Origin of the sequence: Cytobacillus sp. NCCP-133 (genome assembly GCF_026011715.1) — a bacterium.
GTDB lineage: Bacteria > Bacillota > Bacilli > Bacillales > Cytobacillaceae > Cytobacillus.
On sequence record NZ_BRVM01000001.1, the window covers coordinates 607,178 to 625,189 of the forward strand.

Consider the following 18,012-nt stretch of genomic DNA (forward strand, 5'->3'; position numbering starts at 1 on the left):
TGTTTATTTTATTTATCTAATTATAGTGATTGTGCCCTTATCCACCCATCTTCTAAGGACAGCAAGGAGAATTTTCTTATAAAAATTCCTAGTAGGCGGAGCCAGCAGAGTAAAGCCAATACCATCTGTGATAAACCCAGGTGTTAATAGCAAGGTACCGCCGACAAGAATACATGCTCCATCAAGAATCGCGTCTCCGGGCATTTGTCCATAACGGAGCTGGTCCTGCACTTTTCTGACCGTTTCCAGACCTTGTTTTTTGGTAAGATATGCACCTAGAATACCTGTGAATATGATGATTGCCAACGTCGGCCATAAACCAATTGTATTGCCTGAGAGCAGCAAAACACCTATTTCAGCAGCAGGCACGATTATCAGGAGCAGGAGAATGTAGCGCATGTAGCCACCTCTTTTTATTTTAAGACTTTCTTTTATTATAACAAACAAATGAATTGCACCTATAATTTGTCTATACACTTTTTCATTGTATTCAAGCCCGGAATGAAACATTCTTAGAAAAGCGCGGGGCGCCTTGGACACCCCTGAGGAGGTTCTTACTTAACAAACAAAAGGAAGGGAGAATCCCCTTCCTTTCACAGTATTTTATAATACACTCGCATGCCCGTTGTAGATGACACCACGCTGAGAGTCGACAGTTACTTCCTGTCCATCTTTAAACAGCGTTGTTGCTCTTTCTACTCCAACAATTACTGGGATCCCAATGTTAAGTCCCACTACTGCAGCATGGCTAGTAAGGCCGCCTTCTTCCGTAATGAGAGCGCTGCATTTTTCAATCGCCGGCACCATTTCACGGTCTGAACCAATCGTGACGAGAATGGAACCTACTGTTACCTTCGCAAGTGCTTCTTCGGCATTTCTCGCAACAACCACTTTACCGAATGCAGATTTGCGTCCAATGCCTTGTGCCTTTGCCAGGATATCACCAACAACATGAATTTTCATTAAGTTTGTCGTGCCTGCTTCTCCAACAGGAACACCAGCTGTAATGACTACTAAATCTCCTGATGCAACAATCCCGCTGTTCAAGCTTTCCTCAACTGCAATATCCAGCATATCGTCAGTAGTAGTCGCTCTTTGGCCAATTTGCGGATATACGCCCCATGTTAGTGACAGACGGCGTGATACATAGTCATTTGATGTTACAGCCACAATTGGAGCTTTTGGGCGATACTTGGAGATCATTCTTGCTGTATGTCCGCTCTCAGTTGGGGTAATAATCGCATTTACATCCAGGTTCAAGGCTGTATGCGCAACCGATTGTCCAATGGCATCTGTAATATTGTGCTCATTATCTTTGCTTCGGTTTGAAAGAATTTCTTTGTGATCTAAAGCAGTTTCAGCCCTTGCTGCAATGTTGTGCATAGTTTGAACAGCCTCAAATGGATAAGAACCAGCAGCTGTTTCACCTGAAAGCATGATGGCATCCGTACCATCAAAAATGGCATTGGCTACGTCACTCGCTTCTGCACGGGTAGGACGGGGATTCCGCTGCATGGAGTCAAGCATTTGTGTGGCAGTGATGACAGGTTTGCCTTGGGCATTGCACTTTTTAATCAATTTCTTTTGGACTAAAGGAACTTCTTCAGCAGGAATTTCAACCCCTAGATCGCCGCGCGCAACCATTAAGCCATCAGAAATTTCAAGAATTTCGTCAATATTATCAACGCCTTCCTGATTTTCGATCTTAGGAATGATGTTGATGTATGATGCATTATGCTCCTCAAGAAGCTGCCTGATCTCTAATACATCAGAAGCTCTGCGGACAAATGATGCAGCTATAAAGTCAACTCCCTGCTCGATTCCAAACAGGATGTCCTGAGCATCCTTCTCGGTAATTCCGGGAAGATTGACCGCTACACCTGGAACATTCACACCTTTTTTATTTTTCAGCGTTCCGCTGTTTAATATTTTGGTGTAAATTTCACTGTTTGCTTTATCGATTTTCGTAACTTCGAGACCAATCAAGCCGTCATCAAGCAAGATCTTGCTTCCAGTGTGTACATCATCAATAAGGCCAGGATATGTAACGGAAAATTTCTCAGGTGTTCCTTCAACTTCGTTCATTGAAAGAATGATGTCCTCTCCCGCTTTTAATTCGATTGCACCTTCACGCATATTGTTTGTACGAATTTCCGGTCCTTTAGTATCCAATAGAATTGCAACAGTTTTTCCAGTCTTTTCTGCGGCTTCACGGATGTTCTGAATTCGCTGTCCATGTTCCTGAAAATCCCCATGGGAAAAATTCAAACGTGCAACATTCATGCCTGCTTCAATTAGCTGTGTTAGCTGTTCCACACTTTCACTGGCAGGGCCAATTGTACAAACGATTTTCGTTTTACGCATATTATTTTACCTCCTGAAATAAATGAAGCTTGATTAGCAGCTCAAAGTCAGCATTTAAAAGCATAACTGGCTGATTTTCACCTATTAAGCTCGCTTAAATGGATAGTTCCTTTGACAGTTTATAAAGATCTAAATCAAGTGAATGTTCTCTATCCAAGATTTCAATGATATCATGATCAACAAGCTTGTTATTTTCGATTCCGACTGCACGCCCCCCTCTTCCTTCAATCAGAACCTCAACAGCATGTGCTCCAAGACGGCTTGCGAGGACACGGTCAAAGGCGGTTGGAGACCCTCCGCGCTGCATATGTCCTAGTACAGATACACGTGTATCATAGTCTGTTGTTTCCTTGATTTGCTTGGCAAAATCCACTCCGCTGCAAACTCCTTCTGCCACCACGATGATACTGTGCTTTTTACCGCGGTCATGCCCCTTTTTAAGACGGTCTGCTATTTCCCCCATATCATAGCCTTCTTCAGGAATGAGGATTGTTTCAGCTCCGCCCGCTAAGCCTGCCCATAGAGCAATATCACCAGCATCTCTTCCCATCACTTCAATTATAAACGTTCTTTCATGAGAAGTCGCTGTATCACGTATTTTATCGATTGCATCAATTACTGTATTTAAGGCGGTATCAAAGCCGATTGTGTATTGAGTTCCAGGAATATCATTATCTATTGTCCCAGGCACACCGACACATGGGAACCCCTGTTCAGTCAATGCTTTTGCTCCGCGATATGAACCATCTCCGCCAATGACAACAAGTCCATCAATGCCAAACTTCTTCATTTGTTCAATGCCCTTCTGCTGACCTTCTTTTGTCTTGAATTCTTCGCTTCTTGCAGAATGCAGGACCGTACCTCCACGATGGATAATATCGCCAACAGAACCAAGGTCCAGCTTTTTAATATTTCCAGACATTAGCCCTGAATAACCGCCATATACGCCATAAACTTCAATATTATGATAAATGGCTTTACGCACCACCGCACGAACGGCAGCATTCATGCCAGGCGAATCTCCTCCGCTTGTTAACACTCCGATTTTTTTCATCATCTTCACCCCAGAATAATTTTTTTATCTAAACATGAAAAGCGTGTTGTTAATAGTGCTGCATTCATGAGTAATCGAAACCTCACACATTTGTATGTAATGGTATGATTTTATGTAAAGCATGCTATAGATGCTTATCTTATTATGAACAAAACGCTTGGGAATATTTCTAAAATACCATGAAGAAGGGCGCATCTCAACTTAATCAGGCAATTTAAAACAAAGACAGAATTGTCGGTGAACTGAAAGCGTTTTATAGTGAAAACCCTGTGATTTTTCGTCACTTTACAAAGAAAATAATATTAAACAAAAAATAAAAACGCGCCAGAAAGCACGTTTTTATTTTACCCCAATAAATTCCTTTAGAAACGAATATTCACCAATCGATTTGAATTTGTTGTACCTGTGATTGACGAGCTGTTCTTCAGAAAGATTCACTAATTCTTTCAGCGATTTATAAAGGACTGCATCAATTTGGGCAGCCTGGGCCTTTACATCTTTATGGGCGCCTCCTTTTACCTCTTCAATAATCACATCCACAACACCCAGTTCTTTTAAGTCCGGTGCTGTAATCCTCATGGATTCTGCTGCTTTTTTAGCCTGGGAGGCATCTTTCCAAAGAATTGCAGCAGCACCTTCCGGCGAGATGACTGAATAAGTAGAGTTTTCAAGCATATGAATATGATTGCCAACTCCCAGAGCAAGAGCTCCACCACTTCCGCCTTCACCGATGACAATGCAAACGACTGGCACCTTTAAACTGGCCATTTCAAATAAATTCTTTGCGATCGCTTCACTCTGTCCGCGTTCCTCGGCCGCCTTGCCAGGATATGCGCCTTTTGTATCAATAAAACAAATGATTGGCCTTCGGAATTTATCCGCCTGCTTCATAAGCCTTAAGGCCTTACGGTATCCTTCCGGATGAGGCATTCCAAAGTTTCTGCGAATATTCTCTTTCGTATCTTTCCCTCGCTGGTGTCCAATGACTGTTACCGGCAAGCCTTTAAACTTCGCAATGCCGCCGACAATCGCTTCATCATCTCCAAAAGCTCGGTCCCCATGGCATTCGAAAAAGTCTTCAAACAAGTATGAAATATAATCAAGCGTAGTTGGCCTAGCTGGATGCCGGGCAATTTGGACTCGATCCCAGGGTTTCATATTTTCATAAATATCCGTTTCTAATTTTTCCAAGCGTGCTTCCAGTTTTTCAATTTCTGATGACAGATCTACATCAGCCGTCTTGGTAAACTCCTTCAGTTCTGCAATCTTTTTTTTCAGTTCCGTTACCGGGCGTTCAAATTCTAGTTCTCCTGCCATTGGTAGTCACCTCCTGGTTCATGTATGGAAAGAATCACTGATATTTTATCTTTTAATTCTGTTCTTGGTATTACGGCATCTAATTGGCCATGTTTCAATAGAAATTCTGCTGTCTGGAAATCCTCGGGCAATTCTTCGCGGATTGTCTGCTCAATGATGCGGCGTCCGGCAAAGCCAATCAAAGCCCCTGGTTCAGCCAAGTTATAATCCCCCAGTGAAGCAAAGCTAGCTGAAACTCCTCCAGTTGTTGGATGAGTCATAATGGAAATAATCAGTCCGCCATTATCACTGAACCTTTTCAGGGCTACACTTGTTTTGGCCATTTGCATCAAGCTGAGAACCCCTTCCTGCATCCTCGCACCGCCTGAAGCTGTAAATATAACAAATGGCACTCCCAATTCATCCGCTTTTTCAATGGCACGGGTTATTTTTTCTCCGACTACAGACCCCATACTTCCCATCCTGAAGGTAGAATCCATTACTGCCACTGTAATGGTTTGGCCATTTACAGTGCCTGTCCCAGTAACAACCGCTTCATTTATTTCGGTCTTTTCACGATCCTTTTCCAGCTTTTCAATATAGTCCGGAAAATTCAAAGGGTTCTCAGAAATCATATTGGCATTAATTTCTTCAAAGCTATTGGAATCTAAAAAGCTTGCCAAACGCTCTTTTGAATTCATGGAGTGATGATAATGGCAATTTAAGCAAACCTTTAGATTCTTAACAAGCTCCTTTGTATACATGATCTTTTTGCAATTTGGACACTTGGTCATGATTCCTTCCGGCACATCCTGCTTCGCCGTTTCCGATGGAATCGTTGCATATTTCTTTTTCTTTGTCTTTGTAAAAATATCTTTAAGCAAGATGAAACCTCCCTGATTATCGCTGAATCATTTTCCATAAATTCTCTCAGTGGTCAGACCACTGATTTAAAAATGAATGCCTAAATCTTAGACTTCCTCTACTGCTTGTCTGATTCTTTAAATATAGGGGAAAGCAACTATAAAATCTGCAAAAAATTGTCGTTAACTCTTCGACAACTTTCTTAGATTTCTATATACACGAATAACTTCAGATTCATTCTTGGAAATTAGCGCATCAATCAGCTCGGCATACTCTGATTTAGACACCTTGATTATCTTCAAATCCAAGGAATTAAAATAATCTTTTAAAATCATCCATATCCGCAAAAAAAGATGATTATCGGCAAGTGTAACAACTTCCAGGAAATAATCATCATCTGTATAGTCCGCTTCCAACGCCCATTTTTTGAACGTCAGAAGCTGATCTTTTTCAGCCTTCTGGACGATGAGCCATAAACAATCCAATTCAATTAGAAATTTCGTCTCTTTTACATCCCGAATGGATTTTTTGTCCTGAAGAATAAATGTGCTGAGCAGCTGAACAAGCTGATTTCCTCTAAAATCCCTGATAAATGTCCCCTCGCCTCTTCTTGTTTCTATCAAACCAAGAAGTTCAATGGCCCTTAAAGCTTCCCGAACCGAAGAGCGCCCGACACCCAGGCGCTCTGAAAGCTCCCGTTCGGAAGGCAATCGATCTCCGGGATTAAGTCCATTATGTTCGATCATGAACCTGAGCTGCTTTACGATTTCGACATATACCTTCGTATTATTTTGAGGTGAATTCACGTGTGGAATCACTCACCTTTTCCAATCACGGCAAGACTCTTCGTCTTTTCCTTTACTTCATCAGGATTCACCTTAATTCTGGCAACTCCTGTTTCCATTGCCGCTTTGGCTACTGCTGCTGCAACTTCGGGTGCGACACGGGGATCGAATGGACCAGGAATGACGTAATCAGCATTAAGCTCGTCCTCTTTAATTAAGCCTGCAATGGCTTCTACTGCAGCTACCTTCATTTTCTCGTTAATATGAGTAGCACGCACATCCAGCGCTCCTCGGAAAATTCCAGGGAATGCAAGTACATTGTTCACCTGGTTCGGAAAATCAGATCTTCCCGTGCCGACAACCATTGCACCAGCTGCTTTGGCTTCTTCAGGCATGATCTCAGGCGTTGGGTTTGCCATTGCAAAAATTATCGGATCCTGATTCATCATGCTGATCATTTCTGCCGTTAATGCACCGGCTACTGATACACCGATGAACACATCTGCCCCTTTGATCACATCAGCAAGGCTTCCCTTTTCATTATCACGATTCGTATATTTTGATACTTCATGTTTAATATCATTCATGCCCTGAGGGCGGCCTTCATAAATTGCGCCTTTTGTATCGCACATAATGATGTCCCGTACGCCATAGCTGTACAAAAGCTTAATGATTGCAATTCCAGCAGCTCCTGCACCGTTGGCAACAACCTTAATTTCATTCATTTTTTTGCCGGAAAGCTTTAATGCATTGACAAGGCCAGCAACCGTTACAATGGCAGTCCCATGCTGGTCATCATGGAATACAGGGATATTCGTTTCTTTCTTCAAACGTTCTTCTACATAAAAACAATGAGGAGCGGCGATATCCTCTAAATTCACGCCACCAAAAGTAGGCTCCATCAGTTTGACCGTCTCTACAATTTTGTCCACGTCAGTTGTATTCAGACAGATTGGAAAGGCATCCACTCCCGCAAAGCTCTTAAATAAAACAGCCTTTCCTTCCATTACCGGCAACGCAGCTTCAGGACCAATATTCCCCAAACCAAGTACTGCTGTTCCATCAGAAACAACCGCGACCATATTGCCTTTCATTGTATATTCATAAACTGTTTCAGGCTTATCATAAATTTCCTTGCAAGGTTCAGCGACACCAGGAGAGTAGGCAAGGCTCAAGTCTCTTGCATTGCGCACCTGGACTTTTGATTTGGATTCCAATTTTCCTTGATTAACTCTGTGCATATGCAGTGCTTCTTCACGCAGGGTCAACTTATTCACTCCTCATTTATCCGCAGCAGGACAGGAATTTGTATATTTTAACATAACTTTACGAACAATATTTAATGGCTGTGCAGCAGAGTCCAGGCCTTTTTTGGCAAATATCAGCCCACAGTGGTCAGACCAGTTTAATTTCTTCTTACAAATATACCACATTTGCTTTTGTTGTAAAGGGAATTACTTTAAAATGACATTATTCTTCCCAAGTAAACTAATTAGCTGATTCGTGAGATCCTCTGATGGCTGAATCAAGTCCTCTTCCCCAAGGCGTATGCTTTTTTGTGTGCTTTCATAATATAGAACAACTTGTATATTCCCTTCATTCTTCTTAAATGTTTCCTTTAGCAGCCTAAGGTTTTCTGCTGTTTCCTTATCCCTGGTAATCCTTAGGTATAAAACCGGGTCTTTATTTTGCATCTTTTCAATAGCTTCCTTCGCATCATCCAGGTGCTGCACGATCAGCTGCCTTTTTCCTTCCCGTTCTTCTACCTTTCCTTCCATATACACAATATTTCCTTGAGTACAAAAGATCAAAAAACGATTAAAAACCTTTGGAAACACAACGGCCTCCATATCTCCGGACTGATCACTCAGTGTAAGAAAAGCCATTAGCTCTCCTTTTTTAGTACGGATCTTCTTTACTTCAGAAATATATGCAACTGCTCTTGCCATTTTCGCTGAATGCTCAAGCTCCAATAGCAAAACCGCACCGAGCAAGGCAAGATGAGGTTCGTGAACCGATACGGGATGGTCCGATAGATACAGGCCAAGGACCTCCTTTTCAAACCTTAGCTTATCCTCAGGCTGCAGGGGATCCACTTGGGTATATTTTGGCTTTGGAAAGAACTCGTCGTCTTCGAAAAAATCGGCCTGATCATCTTCCGGCTTAACCAGCTGTGCATGTTCCACAGCAACATCAATGCTGGCAAGCAATACGGCTCTGTCTTCCCCAAACTCGTCGAAACTTCCTGAATGGATCAGTCCTTCCAAAACTTTACGATTAACAGCCTTGGCTGATACTCTTAGGCAAAAATCGAACAAATCATCAAATCGCTTGCTTTTCCTTGATTGAAAAATATCTTTTAACGCAGCTGCCCCAACCCCTTTAATAGCAGCTAAACTGTATCTGACCGAGTCTTTTTCCACTAGGAATGAATAGCCGCTATGATTGATGGAAGGCGGTAGAATAGATAATCCCATTTGTTTGATTTCCCTGATATACTGAGCAATTTTCCCTTCATTTCCAATGGATGATGTGAGCAGGGAAGCCATGAAGTGAAGCGGATAGTGAGCTTTCAAATAGGCAAGCTGATAAGCTATAAAGCTGTAGGCAACTGCATGGCTCCTGTTAAATCCATAGTTCGCAAAGCGGACAATCAAATCATAAATATCATGGGCGGTTTGTTCGTTATACCCCTTATTCAATGCCCCGCCAACGAAATGGCTGCGCTCACGGTCAAGCACTTCTTTTTGTTTTTTGCTGACTGCTCTCCTGAGCAAGTCAGCCTCACCAAGCGAGAAGCCTGCCATTTTTGCAGCGATTTGCATAATCTGTTCCTGATAAACAATGACTCCATAAGTATTTTCGAGGATTGGCTTCAGGTCAGGATGCGGATAGGATACAGCCTCTCTCCCGTGCTTTCTGTCTATAAAAAGAGGGATATTCTCCATTGGGCCTGGACGGTAAAGGGCATTGACAGCTACAATATCCTCAAACCTGGTTGGTTCGAGCCTTGTCAGGACATTTCTCATTCCTTCGGATTCAAGCTGGAAAATGCCAGTCGTTTCACCCTTTCCAAGAATTCTGAACACCGCATCATCATCTAAAGGAATCTTTTTAATATCGATCCTCTTCCCTGTTCTTCGCTGGATGGAGCTTAAGATATTTTCTATCAAAGATAAGTTCCTGAGTCCAAGAAAATCCATTTTTAATAAACCGACATCCTCCAGATGCTCCATTGAGTACTGGGTCAAATAAACATTTTCATGTCCTTTTTGGATAGGAATTGCCTCAACAAGGGGGTGCTCGCTGATGACGACACCTGCAGCATGTGTAGAGGTATGCCTTGGCAGTCCCTCCAGCTTTAGAGCAGTTTCAAAGAGCCTTCTGTTTAAATCCGATTCCTGGGCAAACCTTCTAAGCGGTTCGGATTCTTTGTATGCTTCTTTCAAGTTGATGCCCAATTTAGAAGGGACTTTCCTTGAGAGAATGTCTAACTCTTTGGGATTTAATCCAAACGCCCGGCCGACATCCCGCAGTGCCGCTTTGGCCGCCAGCGTTCCAAATGTAAGGATCTGGGCTACATGAAGTTCTCCATATTTTTGCGATACATATTGGATTACCTCATCCCTTCTGTGATCAGGAAAATCGATATCAATATCGGGCATGGATACACGTTCCGGATTAAGGAAACGTTCAAACAGCAGATTGTGTTCAATCGGATCAACATCAGTTATATACAAAACATATGCAACCATAGAACCAGCAGCGGATCCACGCCCTGGGCCTGTTAATATCCCATCATTTCTTGCGAATTTCATAAAATCCCAGACAATCAGGAAATAATCGCTAAATCTCATTTGGTTTATGACTTTTAATTCGTACTTTAAACGCTCCCTATGCTCTTCTCCTGCATTAGGATACCTTTTGGCAAAGCCCTGCCAGCAAACTTCATCCAAGAGGGCATCTGCACTTTCGCCTGCAGGATATTTCGGAAGATTCTGTTTGTTCAGCTCAAGCATGACATTGCATTGATCAGCAATCAAAATCGTATTCTCTAATGCTTCAGGGTACCCCGACAGCAAGTCTGCCATTTCTTTAGATGTTTTTAAGTAATATTCATCACTGCCAAGGCGTTCCCTATCTTGATCCTGGAGCTTCTCACCATTTTTTATGGCCAGAAGGCATTCATGTGAAAAAGCGTCTTCCTTTTTGAGATAGCAGACGCTATTGGCCGCCGCCAGTCCAACTCCCATTTCTTTTGAAAGCCTGACAAGCTCTTCCTGCAGCTTTTTCTCTTTTGGCAAACCATGGTCTTGAAGGGAAAGAAAAAACGAGTTTTGTTCAAATATCCCACTGAATAATTCTGATGCACTTTTGGCCTTATCATATTCATCCGCAGCCAAATATCCCTCTATCTCGCCAGCCATGCCAGGAGTCAAGGCAACAAGCCCACCTGCATAATGCTTCAGCCACTTTACTGGCATTCCTTCCGGTGATTTTGTCTGCACAGTGCTTGAGATTTTTAATAGATTCTGAAATCCTTGCTGGTTCTTTGCTAAAAGGACAAGCGGAAAGGCTCCCCCTTCATCCAGCTCACTTAGTACATCCACAGTTAAACCGATAATCGGTTTGATGGATTGCTTTAAGCACTCTTTATAGAAAGCGACAGTACCGTACATCACATTTTTATCTGTCAACGCCAGAGCAGGAAAACCTTTTTCTCTGGCCGCTGAAACAAGCTGCTCTATTCTTGCTGTACTGGACAGCAGGCTATAGGCGCTATATACATGCAGGTGAATAAATGACACGATTCTCACACCCTTAAATTCTCTGCTACTTATTATTATAGAACGCTCATTTCCAAAAAGAAAATATGTTCTCTTTTTATATCGCGGCAGCCAAAACATATTTTTAAAAGTTTGTCCATATGATGAAGTATCAAGATAAAGTGAAACTTCAATCAGAGGGGGACATTATCCCCATTAATTGTTAGTTGAGGCCCACAGGACAAGAAAGGCTTCGTCAGCAAATCTTTTGGCAAGAAGAAAAAAGCGGTAGCTTTTTTTGAGGATAGTCATCGCACGATCAAAAGCGGCAGCTTTTGGGAGGACGTGAAGTTTTAGTCTTTGTTATTCTTTCCGGTCTTTACGGGCAGTTTGCCCCCCACTTATCCTCCTTTGATTACACTGAGTCTTGAATTGGGGGTCTAACTGCCCGTTAGACTGCGATAAAATCAGCAGGACTTCTCCTGCAGTTAGGATGGATGATATGAATACCCAGCCTTTTTTTTCTACATTGATTGAGAGTTACTTCATTGCTCTTGGTGTTTTAGTAGGAGGTTCGATCATCGGCGGATTGGCTGCTTTTCTAACGGGCAAGCCCCCTTTGAATGAAATATTCCAAATTTCGAACATGATTCGCATTTGGGCAATCATTGCTGCAATCGGCGGCACATTCGATACTGTTTACAGTTTTGAAAAGGGCGTATTGGATGGGCAGACAAAAGATATTTTTAAGCAATTCATGCTGATTCTAGCTGCTCTTGGCGGGGCCCAAACTGGTGCTATGCTTATTAACTGGCTGACTCAGGAGCATATTTCATGAGAATCCCGCCATACTACCGCCTTCCTTCCTGGCAGCGCTTTTTTGCGGGCATGGCCATAGGAGGCATTATCAGCTGGTTTCTATTTTTGTATATTTTTGGTGAGTGGCAGGAAAAGTACAGCAAGGAAATCAAGCTGCAAAAGGACACCATCGATGAATTGGTTAAGGATAAAGAAATTTGGCAGGAGGAATTCAAGAAGCTGAATAAGGAAAACCAGAAAAAGCTGACTGTACAGGATATAACCATCAAAATCGTAAACAGCGACAAATATAAGCTGGATTCCTTTAGCGTATTTCAGCTGGAAGATGAAATTAAAGAGGATATCAACATGATGCGTGCCAAGGATATTGATACAGTTTATAAAAGCAGAGAACTAATAAAAAAGATAATAGAGAATAAAACCTACCGAGTGAATGAAAAAAGATATCGGGTTGAAGTAAAAGAGTTGGTTATTTATACAACGGTTTCAATTGAACTGACTATTATGCTGGATTGATGCCCGGGCCTAAGCCCGGCATACAATCAATGCTCTTTGCAGGCTTCCTCCAAGTCTCTTATGACCGAATCCACGTCATCCCAGGAATAGATGGATGCCCCGGCTGCAAGAGGATGTCCCCCGCCTTTGTATTTTCTCGCAATTTCATTGATAATTGGTCCTTTGGAACGGAAACGGACTCGGATTTGATCACTTTCTTCAATGAAGAAAACCCACGCTTTAATTCCCTGCACATCTCCAAGCGTGCTGACAAGAAGGGAAGCTTCGGATGGTACTGCCTGAAACTCTTCAAGAAGCTCTTTTTTTAGAATCATTATTGCGGCCCCATGCCTTTTCATTTCAAAATTTTGCAGGAGATACCCCTTTAGCTTTACAATATTGGCTTTTAATTCGTACATCTTATTAAAAAGTTCGGGCCTTGAGAAATCATAATGAATCAACTCGCCAGCATATGCAAACGTCTTTTCCGTAGTGCTTGGATAAAGAAACCGGCCTGTATCCCCTACAATCCCTGCAAACAATAATCTTGCAGCCTCATCATTCAACTTTAAGCCCTGCTTCTTTCCGAACAAATAAAACTCATAGATCATTTCGCTGGTTGAGCTTGCATCTGTATCGACCCACCTCATATCCCCATATGGATCTGTATTTGGATGATGGTCAATTTTTATTAGCTTATTCCCCCTGCTGTACCTGCTGTCACATATCCGCTCAGCATTTGCCGTATCACAGACTATCACCAATGCCCCAGTGTATGTATCATCAGATATTTCATCAAGCCGTCTCATATAATGCAGCGTTTCTTCTTCTTTTCCAACCGTATAGATATTCTTCTCAGGAAAGGAAGCTTTCAGGATTTCAGCCAGCCCTCCCTGGGACCCGTATGCATCCGGATCGGGACGTACATGCCTATGGATAATAATTGTTTCATATTCTTTGATTTCATCAAGTATCTTTTGTTTCATGGCGCGCTCCTTTTTATTCGGAATACTTTATCGCTGTCTAACGGGCAGTAAGACTCCCACTTCGAGACTCAGAAAAATCATTGGGAGTATTATCAGGAGCCCAACTGCCCGTAAAGGCCCGATTGGTTCAACTAACAATCAGCGGGGATAATGCCCCCCTCTGATTGAAGTTTCACTTTATTTTTACCACATTAGGGAGGAAAAAGAAAAAGAAAACACAGTCCGCTTATAGCATTTTTTCAATATTGCAGGTAGAATAATAAGAGATTGTCGAAATTTGGAGGTAAATGAAATGCCTATCCTTGTTATCCTGATTGTTCTCTCTTTTTCCTTTTACATTTTCTATAAAGTAAAGTTCTTCAGAAGCAAGCAGCCTGCTGAAAGACAATGGATATCAGCCAAGTCCAGAACAGCTCTCGGTGCGTTCGTTGCATTTTTCGGATTAAATCAGCTCTTCTTATATGATACAACCGCTTCACTTATTATCGGCATCCTTTTCATCCTGGTTGGGGGATTAAGTATTTGGGGCGGAATAAAAGCTTACAAATTTCACATACCTCATGCAGTTAAAGAAGCCGAAGAAGCAAGGAAAAACTAGATGCTCCTGCCTAACAAAACTATATAAAAAAAGCCGTTTCCATTAGGGACCGGCTTAACACTCTTATATTCATTAATTAGTGCCTGTCGATCAGCTGGCACATCATCATGGCTTTTCCTACAAGAACCCCTTCATTAAAGACTTCCACATCCACTTTCCCGAACTTCCGCCCAACTTCCAGCACCTTTGGATAGATTTCCAGCATACTGTCTATTTGCACAGGCTTTATAAAGTAGATTGTCATATTTTCCACTACAAGGTCACCTTTTTTATAGCTCCTTAACACTCTGTTAGCAGCTTCTGAGACTATCGTCGTAAATACACCGTAAGACATTGTTCCAAGGTGGTTGGTCATCTGCGGAGTCACTTCACAGCGGTAGACATCCTCGCCTTTGGTCTTGCCTCTTGTCAGCACGAGCTGGTTTGTAACAATATCATCAATGGTTTCACCCACTTGCGGCTGACGCTGAATCATCTGCAGGGCTTTCAGCACATCCTGCCTGCTTACGATTCCTTGAAGCTTATTCGAATCATCGACGACAGGGAGCAGTTCAATGCCTTCCCAGACCATCATATGGGAAGAAGAGGCTACACTTGTTTTGCCGCCAACTTTCATAGGATTTTTAGTCATGACCTTATCAATAGGCGTTTTTGGATCATGGCCCATAATATCCTTGGATGTAACTACTCCCTGCACCTTCAGGTTATGATCGACAACCGGAAAACGGCTATGGTTGGTTTTACGGTTGTAATTGAGCCAATCAGCAATCGTGTCGGTTGTTTTCAAGAAGATCGAGTCCTCCAGGGATGTCAAAATATCCTCTACAAGCACAATCTCTTTTTTGATTAATTGATCATAAATAGCACGGTTAATCATTGTTGCAACCGTGAATGTATCATAGCTGCTCGAGATGACTGGCAGCTGCAGATCATCAGCCAGCTTTTTAACCTGCTCCTCCGTATCAAAGCCGCCTGTTATTAACACCGCCGCTCCTGCCTTCAATGCCAGCTCATGTGCCTGCGTTCTGTTTCCGACAATCAGCAGATTTCCTGCATCGGTGTATCGCATCATTGCCTCTAGCTTCATCGCCCCAATCACAAACTTGTTCAGAGTTTTATGGAGGCCGGCTCTTCCGCCGAGCACTTGGCCATCAACGATATTAACAACCTCCGCAAAAGTCAGCTTCTCAATATTTTCTTTCTTTTTCCGTTCAATCCTGATTGTGCCAACACGTTCAATCGTGCTGACATAGCCTTTATTTTCAGCATCCTTAATCGCCCTGTAAGCAGTTCCCTCACTGACTGCAAGCGCCTTGGCAATCTGTCTGACTGATATCTTTTCCCCTACCGGCAATTCATCAATGTATTGTAAAATCTGCTCATGCTTAGTAGCCAAGACTTTCACCCTCTACAAATTATTCCTATATTTTCATTATAAGGGTAAAAAGGCCTTGATACAATTGGCTTTGGCAAACTTGCCGCGTTATCAGTATCCACTGGGGGAGCCGGCTCCGCTTATCTGCCGAACGAGCGAACTCTCTTTTTAGCAATCATTTGGCGAGTGCGCTTTTGTTCAGCCGCTGCCCTTTTCGGTGTATAAAGCAATGCAGTCAAATTCCCCGCAATGACAAACAGAGCACAGGCCAGCCAGCTGATTGCAAAAATCCCTTCCGTACCCCCATTAAAAACTCCAAGCCTTGGTGCTGCATAATAAAGCATGAACCCGCATAGCAGTAGACAAAGCAAATATCGATTTTTGTTCATTTTACAGCTTCCTCCTTTATTGCATCCTCTCTAAAATGTATGCGGACAGGCCAGGAAAATGAGTTGTTTTTATAGAACTGCAGGTTATGGGCTGCCATTTTGCCGGAATCTTTCAATCGTTGATTCTTGTGGACTTTATGTTGATATATAAAATTTTTCGTTGATATAATCGGAAGTTTAATTTATATCTTCTTTTTTTATTGATAAATGAATATCCAATCAACTAAAAACGCAGCTCCCTATTCCGAAGCTGCGTTCAAAATCATAATTCGATGGATTCTCCGACTTCCAGCACTTGGCCAACACCATTATCCAGCATACTTGTGAATTTATGCGGGTCCTGCTTGATAGGAGGGAAAGTATTGAAGTGAACCGGCACTACTTTCTTCGCTCCAAGCAGCCGTGCCGCATAGACCGCATCCTCCGGACCCATTGTAAAGTTATCTCCGATAGGCAAAAATGCCAAATCAATGGGATGGCGGTCACCGATCAGCTTCATATCGGAGAAAAGTCCAGTATCTCCTGCATGGAAAAGTGTTTTCCCCTCTAAAGTAATAAGCACGCCTGCTGGCATTCCCAAGTAGATTATCTCTTTATTTTCAGTTTCCAGACCTGTTCCATGGAAGGCTGGCGTCAGTTTAACTCGCCCAAAATCAAAATCATATCCTCCGCCAATGGACATACCATGGGCATTCACTCCCTGCCAGCCCAAATAAGTGGCAAGTTCAAAATTAGCAATGACAAGTGAGTCATTTCGCTTTGCCAATTCAATCGTGTCTCCCAGGTGGTCTCCATGTCCATGTGTCACAATAATAACATCAGGGGTCTGTTCGTCTGCATTTAAGTCCGTCAAGCCATTACCGGTAATAAATGGATCAATTAAGATGGTTTTCTCCTGTGACTCAATTTTTACAACCGAATGGCCGTGATAAGATACTTTCAATTTTTTAGCTCCTTTCAATAAACATGCTATGTAATTTACTTCAACGAAAAACAGTTTTTTCCTGCCTTCCTTTTTACTATTTACCCAGATTTTTAATCTTTAAAAAGTTTACTTTTCCTAATTTAATTGCTACGCTCATGGTAACAGCATATAAGGAGGATAATTATGAATAATAGATTGCAAAAACTGTCACAGTGGATGAAGGACCATGATATACAAGTCAGCTTTGTGACATCGACTGAAAATGTATTTTATCTAAGCGGTTTCTTTAGCGATCCTCATGAGCGCTTGCTTGGACTTGCCGTATTTCAGGACGAAGAGCCGTTCCTTGTATGCCCGGCAATGGAAAAGGAAGATGCAAAAAATGCCGGCTGGGTCCATGAAATCATCGGATACAGCGATATCCAAAATCCATGGGAATTCATTGAAAAGTCCATACATAACAGAATAGGGAAAATTGGAAAAGCTGCGATTGAAAAAGAACATATGAATGTGGAACGGTATGAAGCCATCATGAAACTTTTCAACGGAGCTGAATTTGTTTCCGCAGAAGAAAAGCTGAGGAAGCTTCGGATGGTCAAAGATGAAAAAGAATTGGAGATCCTTCGCGAAGCGTGTGAACTGGCGGATTTTGCCATTCAAACAGGCTGTGCAGAAATCCAGGAAGGTAAAACAGAGCTGGATGTTTTGGCAGCTGTTGAGTATGCCTTAAAGAAAAAGGGCGTTAACGAAATGTCGTTTTCCACGATGGTGCTTACAGGATCAAACGGGGCTTCCCCGCACGGAACGCCTGGAATGACAAAAATTCAAAAAGGGGACTTGGTTCTTTTTGACCTGGGTGTGGTCTGGAACGGCTACTGCTCAGATATTACCAGAACCGTTGCCTACGGTGATATTAACGATAAACAAAAGGAAATCTATGACACAGTACTAAAAGCCCAGCTGGCTGCTGTAGAAAAAAGCAAACCGGGAGTACCTTGCTCTGAAATAGATCTGACAGCTAGAAATCTGATTGCAGATGCCGGTTATGGCGGATATTTTCCGCACCGATTGGGACACGGACTTGGCGTCAGCGTCCATGAATACCCTTCATTGACCGAAACCAATTCACTGCTGCTTGAAGAAGGGATGGTTTTCACCATTGAACCGGGCATCTATGTTCCCGGCGCAGCCGGAGTAAGGATTGAGGACGATCTTGCCGTTACAGCAGATGGAGTTGAAATCCTAACCAAGTTCCCTAAAGAACTTCAAATCATTAAGTAATGAAAAAAATCAAAT

Annotated in this window: 16 protein-coding genes; 4 read left to right on the top strand and 12 right to left on the bottom strand. The window is 42.5% G+C overall.

Going from position 1 to position 18,012, the window contains the following annotated elements:
- Positions 1–12: 12 nt before the first annotated feature.
- The 8 genes from NCCP133_RS03070 to dnaE form a co-directional block, all read right to left on the bottom strand.
- A complete protein-coding gene (locus tag NCCP133_RS03070) occupies positions 13–399 on the bottom strand; it encodes an FxsA family protein (RefSeq protein WP_264803484.1) in 387 nt (128 codons plus the stop codon).
- Positions 400–603: 204 nt separating this feature from the next.
- The gene (pyk, locus tag NCCP133_RS03075) at positions 604–2,364 is read right to left on the bottom strand and encodes a pyruvate kinase (protein ID WP_264803485.1); all 1,761 of its coding nucleotides are present in this window, start codon (positions 2,362–2,364) and stop codon (positions 604–606) included.
- Between the two features lie 94 nt (positions 2,365–2,458).
- On the bottom strand, positions 2,459–3,418 hold the full coding sequence (gene pfkA, locus NCCP133_RS03080) for a 6-phosphofructokinase (protein ID WP_264803486.1): 960 nt from the start codon (positions 3,416–3,418) through the stop codon (positions 2,459–2,461).
- A 339-nt stretch (positions 3,419–3,757) separates the two neighbouring features.
- Positions 3,758–4,735 (bottom strand): acetyl-CoA carboxylase carboxyl transferase subunit alpha, encoded by a 978-nt coding sequence (gene accA, locus NCCP133_RS03085; RefSeq protein WP_264803487.1) that lies wholly within the window; start codon positions 4,733–4,735, stop codon positions 3,758–3,760.
- On the bottom strand, positions 4,720–5,598 hold the full coding sequence (accD, locus tag NCCP133_RS03090; RefSeq protein ID WP_264803488.1) for an acetyl-CoA carboxylase, carboxyltransferase subunit beta: 879 nt from the start codon (positions 5,596–5,598) through the stop codon (positions 4,720–4,722). The genes accA and accD overlap by 16 nt, the downstream gene beginning before the upstream one ends.
- Positions 5,599–5,760: 162 nt before the next feature.
- Complete coding sequence (locus NCCP133_RS03095; protein ID WP_442874229.1) at positions 5,761–6,384, bottom strand: FadR/GntR family transcriptional regulator; 624 nt, start codon at positions 6,382–6,384, stop codon at positions 5,761–5,763.
- An 8-nt stretch (positions 6,385–6,392) separates the two neighbouring features.
- Positions 6,393–7,631: an NAD(P)-dependent malic enzyme gene (locus NCCP133_RS03100; protein ID WP_264803489.1), complete on the bottom strand. Its 1,239-nt coding sequence runs from the start codon at positions 7,629–7,631 to the stop codon at positions 6,393–6,395.
- 186 nt (positions 7,632–7,817) lie between these two features.
- On the bottom strand, positions 7,818–11,171 hold the full coding sequence (gene dnaE, locus NCCP133_RS03105) for a DNA polymerase III subunit alpha (protein WP_264803490.1): 3,354 nt from the start codon (positions 11,169–11,171) through the stop codon (positions 7,818–7,820).
- Between the two features lie 460 nt (positions 11,172–11,631).
- On the opposite strand from dnaE, the gene NCCP133_RS03110 reads away from it, so the two are divergent.
- Positions 11,632–11,967, top strand: a complete 336-nt coding sequence (locus NCCP133_RS03110) for a YtrH family sporulation protein (protein ID WP_264803491.1) — start codon at positions 11,632–11,634, stop codon at positions 11,965–11,967.
- Positions 11,964–12,464 (top strand): sporulation membrane protein YtrI, encoded by a 501-nt coding sequence (gene ytrI, locus NCCP133_RS03115; protein ID WP_264803492.1) that lies wholly within the window; start codon positions 11,964–11,966, stop codon positions 12,462–12,464. The genes NCCP133_RS03110 and ytrI overlap by 4 nt, the downstream gene beginning before the upstream one ends.
- A 26-nt stretch (positions 12,465–12,490) precedes the next feature.
- Here ytrI and NCCP133_RS03120 read toward each other — a convergent pair whose 3' ends face one another.
- The gene (locus tag NCCP133_RS03120; protein ID WP_264803493.1) at positions 12,491–13,429 is read right to left on the bottom strand and encodes a DHH family phosphoesterase; all 939 of its coding nucleotides are present in this window, start codon (positions 13,427–13,429) and stop codon (positions 12,491–12,493) included.
- Positions 13,430–13,721: 292 nt separating this feature from the next.
- Between NCCP133_RS03120 and NCCP133_RS03125 the strand changes: the two genes are divergently transcribed.
- Positions 13,722–14,027: a YtpI family protein gene (locus NCCP133_RS03125; protein ID WP_264803494.1), complete on the top strand. Its 306-nt coding sequence runs from the start codon at positions 13,722–13,724 to the stop codon at positions 14,025–14,027.
- A gap of 76 nt (positions 14,028–14,103) precedes the next feature.
- Here the strand turns inward: NCCP133_RS03125 and NCCP133_RS03130 are convergent, their stop codons facing one another.
- The 3 genes from NCCP133_RS03130 to NCCP133_RS03140 form a co-directional block, all read right to left on the bottom strand.
- Complete coding sequence (locus NCCP133_RS03130) at positions 14,104–15,423, bottom strand: CBS domain-containing protein (protein ID WP_264803495.1); 1,320 nt, start codon at positions 15,421–15,423, stop codon at positions 14,104–14,106.
- A 119-nt stretch (positions 15,424–15,542) separates the two neighbouring features.
- On the bottom strand, positions 15,543–15,791 hold the full coding sequence (locus NCCP133_RS03135; protein ID WP_264803496.1) for a hypothetical protein: 249 nt from the start codon (positions 15,789–15,791) through the stop codon (positions 15,543–15,545).
- Between the two features lie 262 nt (positions 15,792–16,053).
- A complete protein-coding gene (locus NCCP133_RS03140) occupies positions 16,054–16,734 on the bottom strand; it encodes a metal-dependent hydrolase (protein WP_264803497.1) in 681 nt (226 codons plus the stop codon).
- A 165-nt stretch (positions 16,735–16,899) separates the two neighbouring features.
- Between NCCP133_RS03140 and NCCP133_RS03145 the strand changes: the two genes are divergently transcribed.
- Positions 16,900–17,997 carry a M24 family metallopeptidase gene (locus NCCP133_RS03145; protein ID WP_264803498.1) on the top strand — a complete coding sequence of 366 codons (1,098 nt, stop codon included), beginning with the start codon at positions 16,900–16,902 and terminating at the stop codon, positions 17,995–17,997.
- Positions 17,998–18,012: the final 15 nt, after the last annotated feature.

Bases quoted from the DNA above. Each gene is read 5' to 3' on its own strand.
- NCCP133_RS03070 (WP_264803484.1), bottom strand. From the start codon at position 399: ATGCGCTACATTCTCCTGCTCCTGATAATCGTGCCTGCTGCTGAAATA.
- pyk (WP_264803485.1), bottom strand. From the start codon at position 2,364: ATGCGTAAAACGAAAATCGTTTGTACAATTGGCCCTGCCAGTGAAAGT.
- pfkA (WP_264803486.1), bottom strand. From the start codon at position 3,418: ATGAAAAAAATCGGAGTGTTAACAAGCGGAGGAGATTCGCCTGGCATG.
- accA (WP_264803487.1), bottom strand. From the start codon at position 4,735: ATGGCAGGAGAACTAGAATTTGAACGCCCGGTAACGGAACTGAAAAAA.
- NCCP133_RS03110 (WP_264803491.1), top strand. From the start codon at position 11,632: ATGAATACCCAGCCTTTTTTTTCTACATTGATTGAGAGTTACTTCATT.
- ytrI (WP_264803492.1), top strand. From the start codon at position 11,964: ATGAGAATCCCGCCATACTACCGCCTTCCTTCCTGGCAGCGCTTTTTT.
- NCCP133_RS03120 (WP_264803493.1), bottom strand. From the start codon at position 13,429: ATGAAACAAAAGATACTTGATGAAATCAAAGAATATGAAACAATTATT.
- NCCP133_RS03125 (WP_264803494.1), top strand. From the start codon at position 13,722: ATGCCTATCCTTGTTATCCTGATTGTTCTCTCTTTTTCCTTTTACATT.
- NCCP133_RS03135 (WP_264803496.1), bottom strand. From the start codon at position 15,791: ATGAACAAAAATCGATATTTGCTTTGTCTACTGCTATGCGGGTTCATG.
- NCCP133_RS03145 (WP_264803498.1), top strand. From the start codon at position 16,900: ATGAATAATAGATTGCAAAAACTGTCACAGTGGATGAAGGACCATGAT.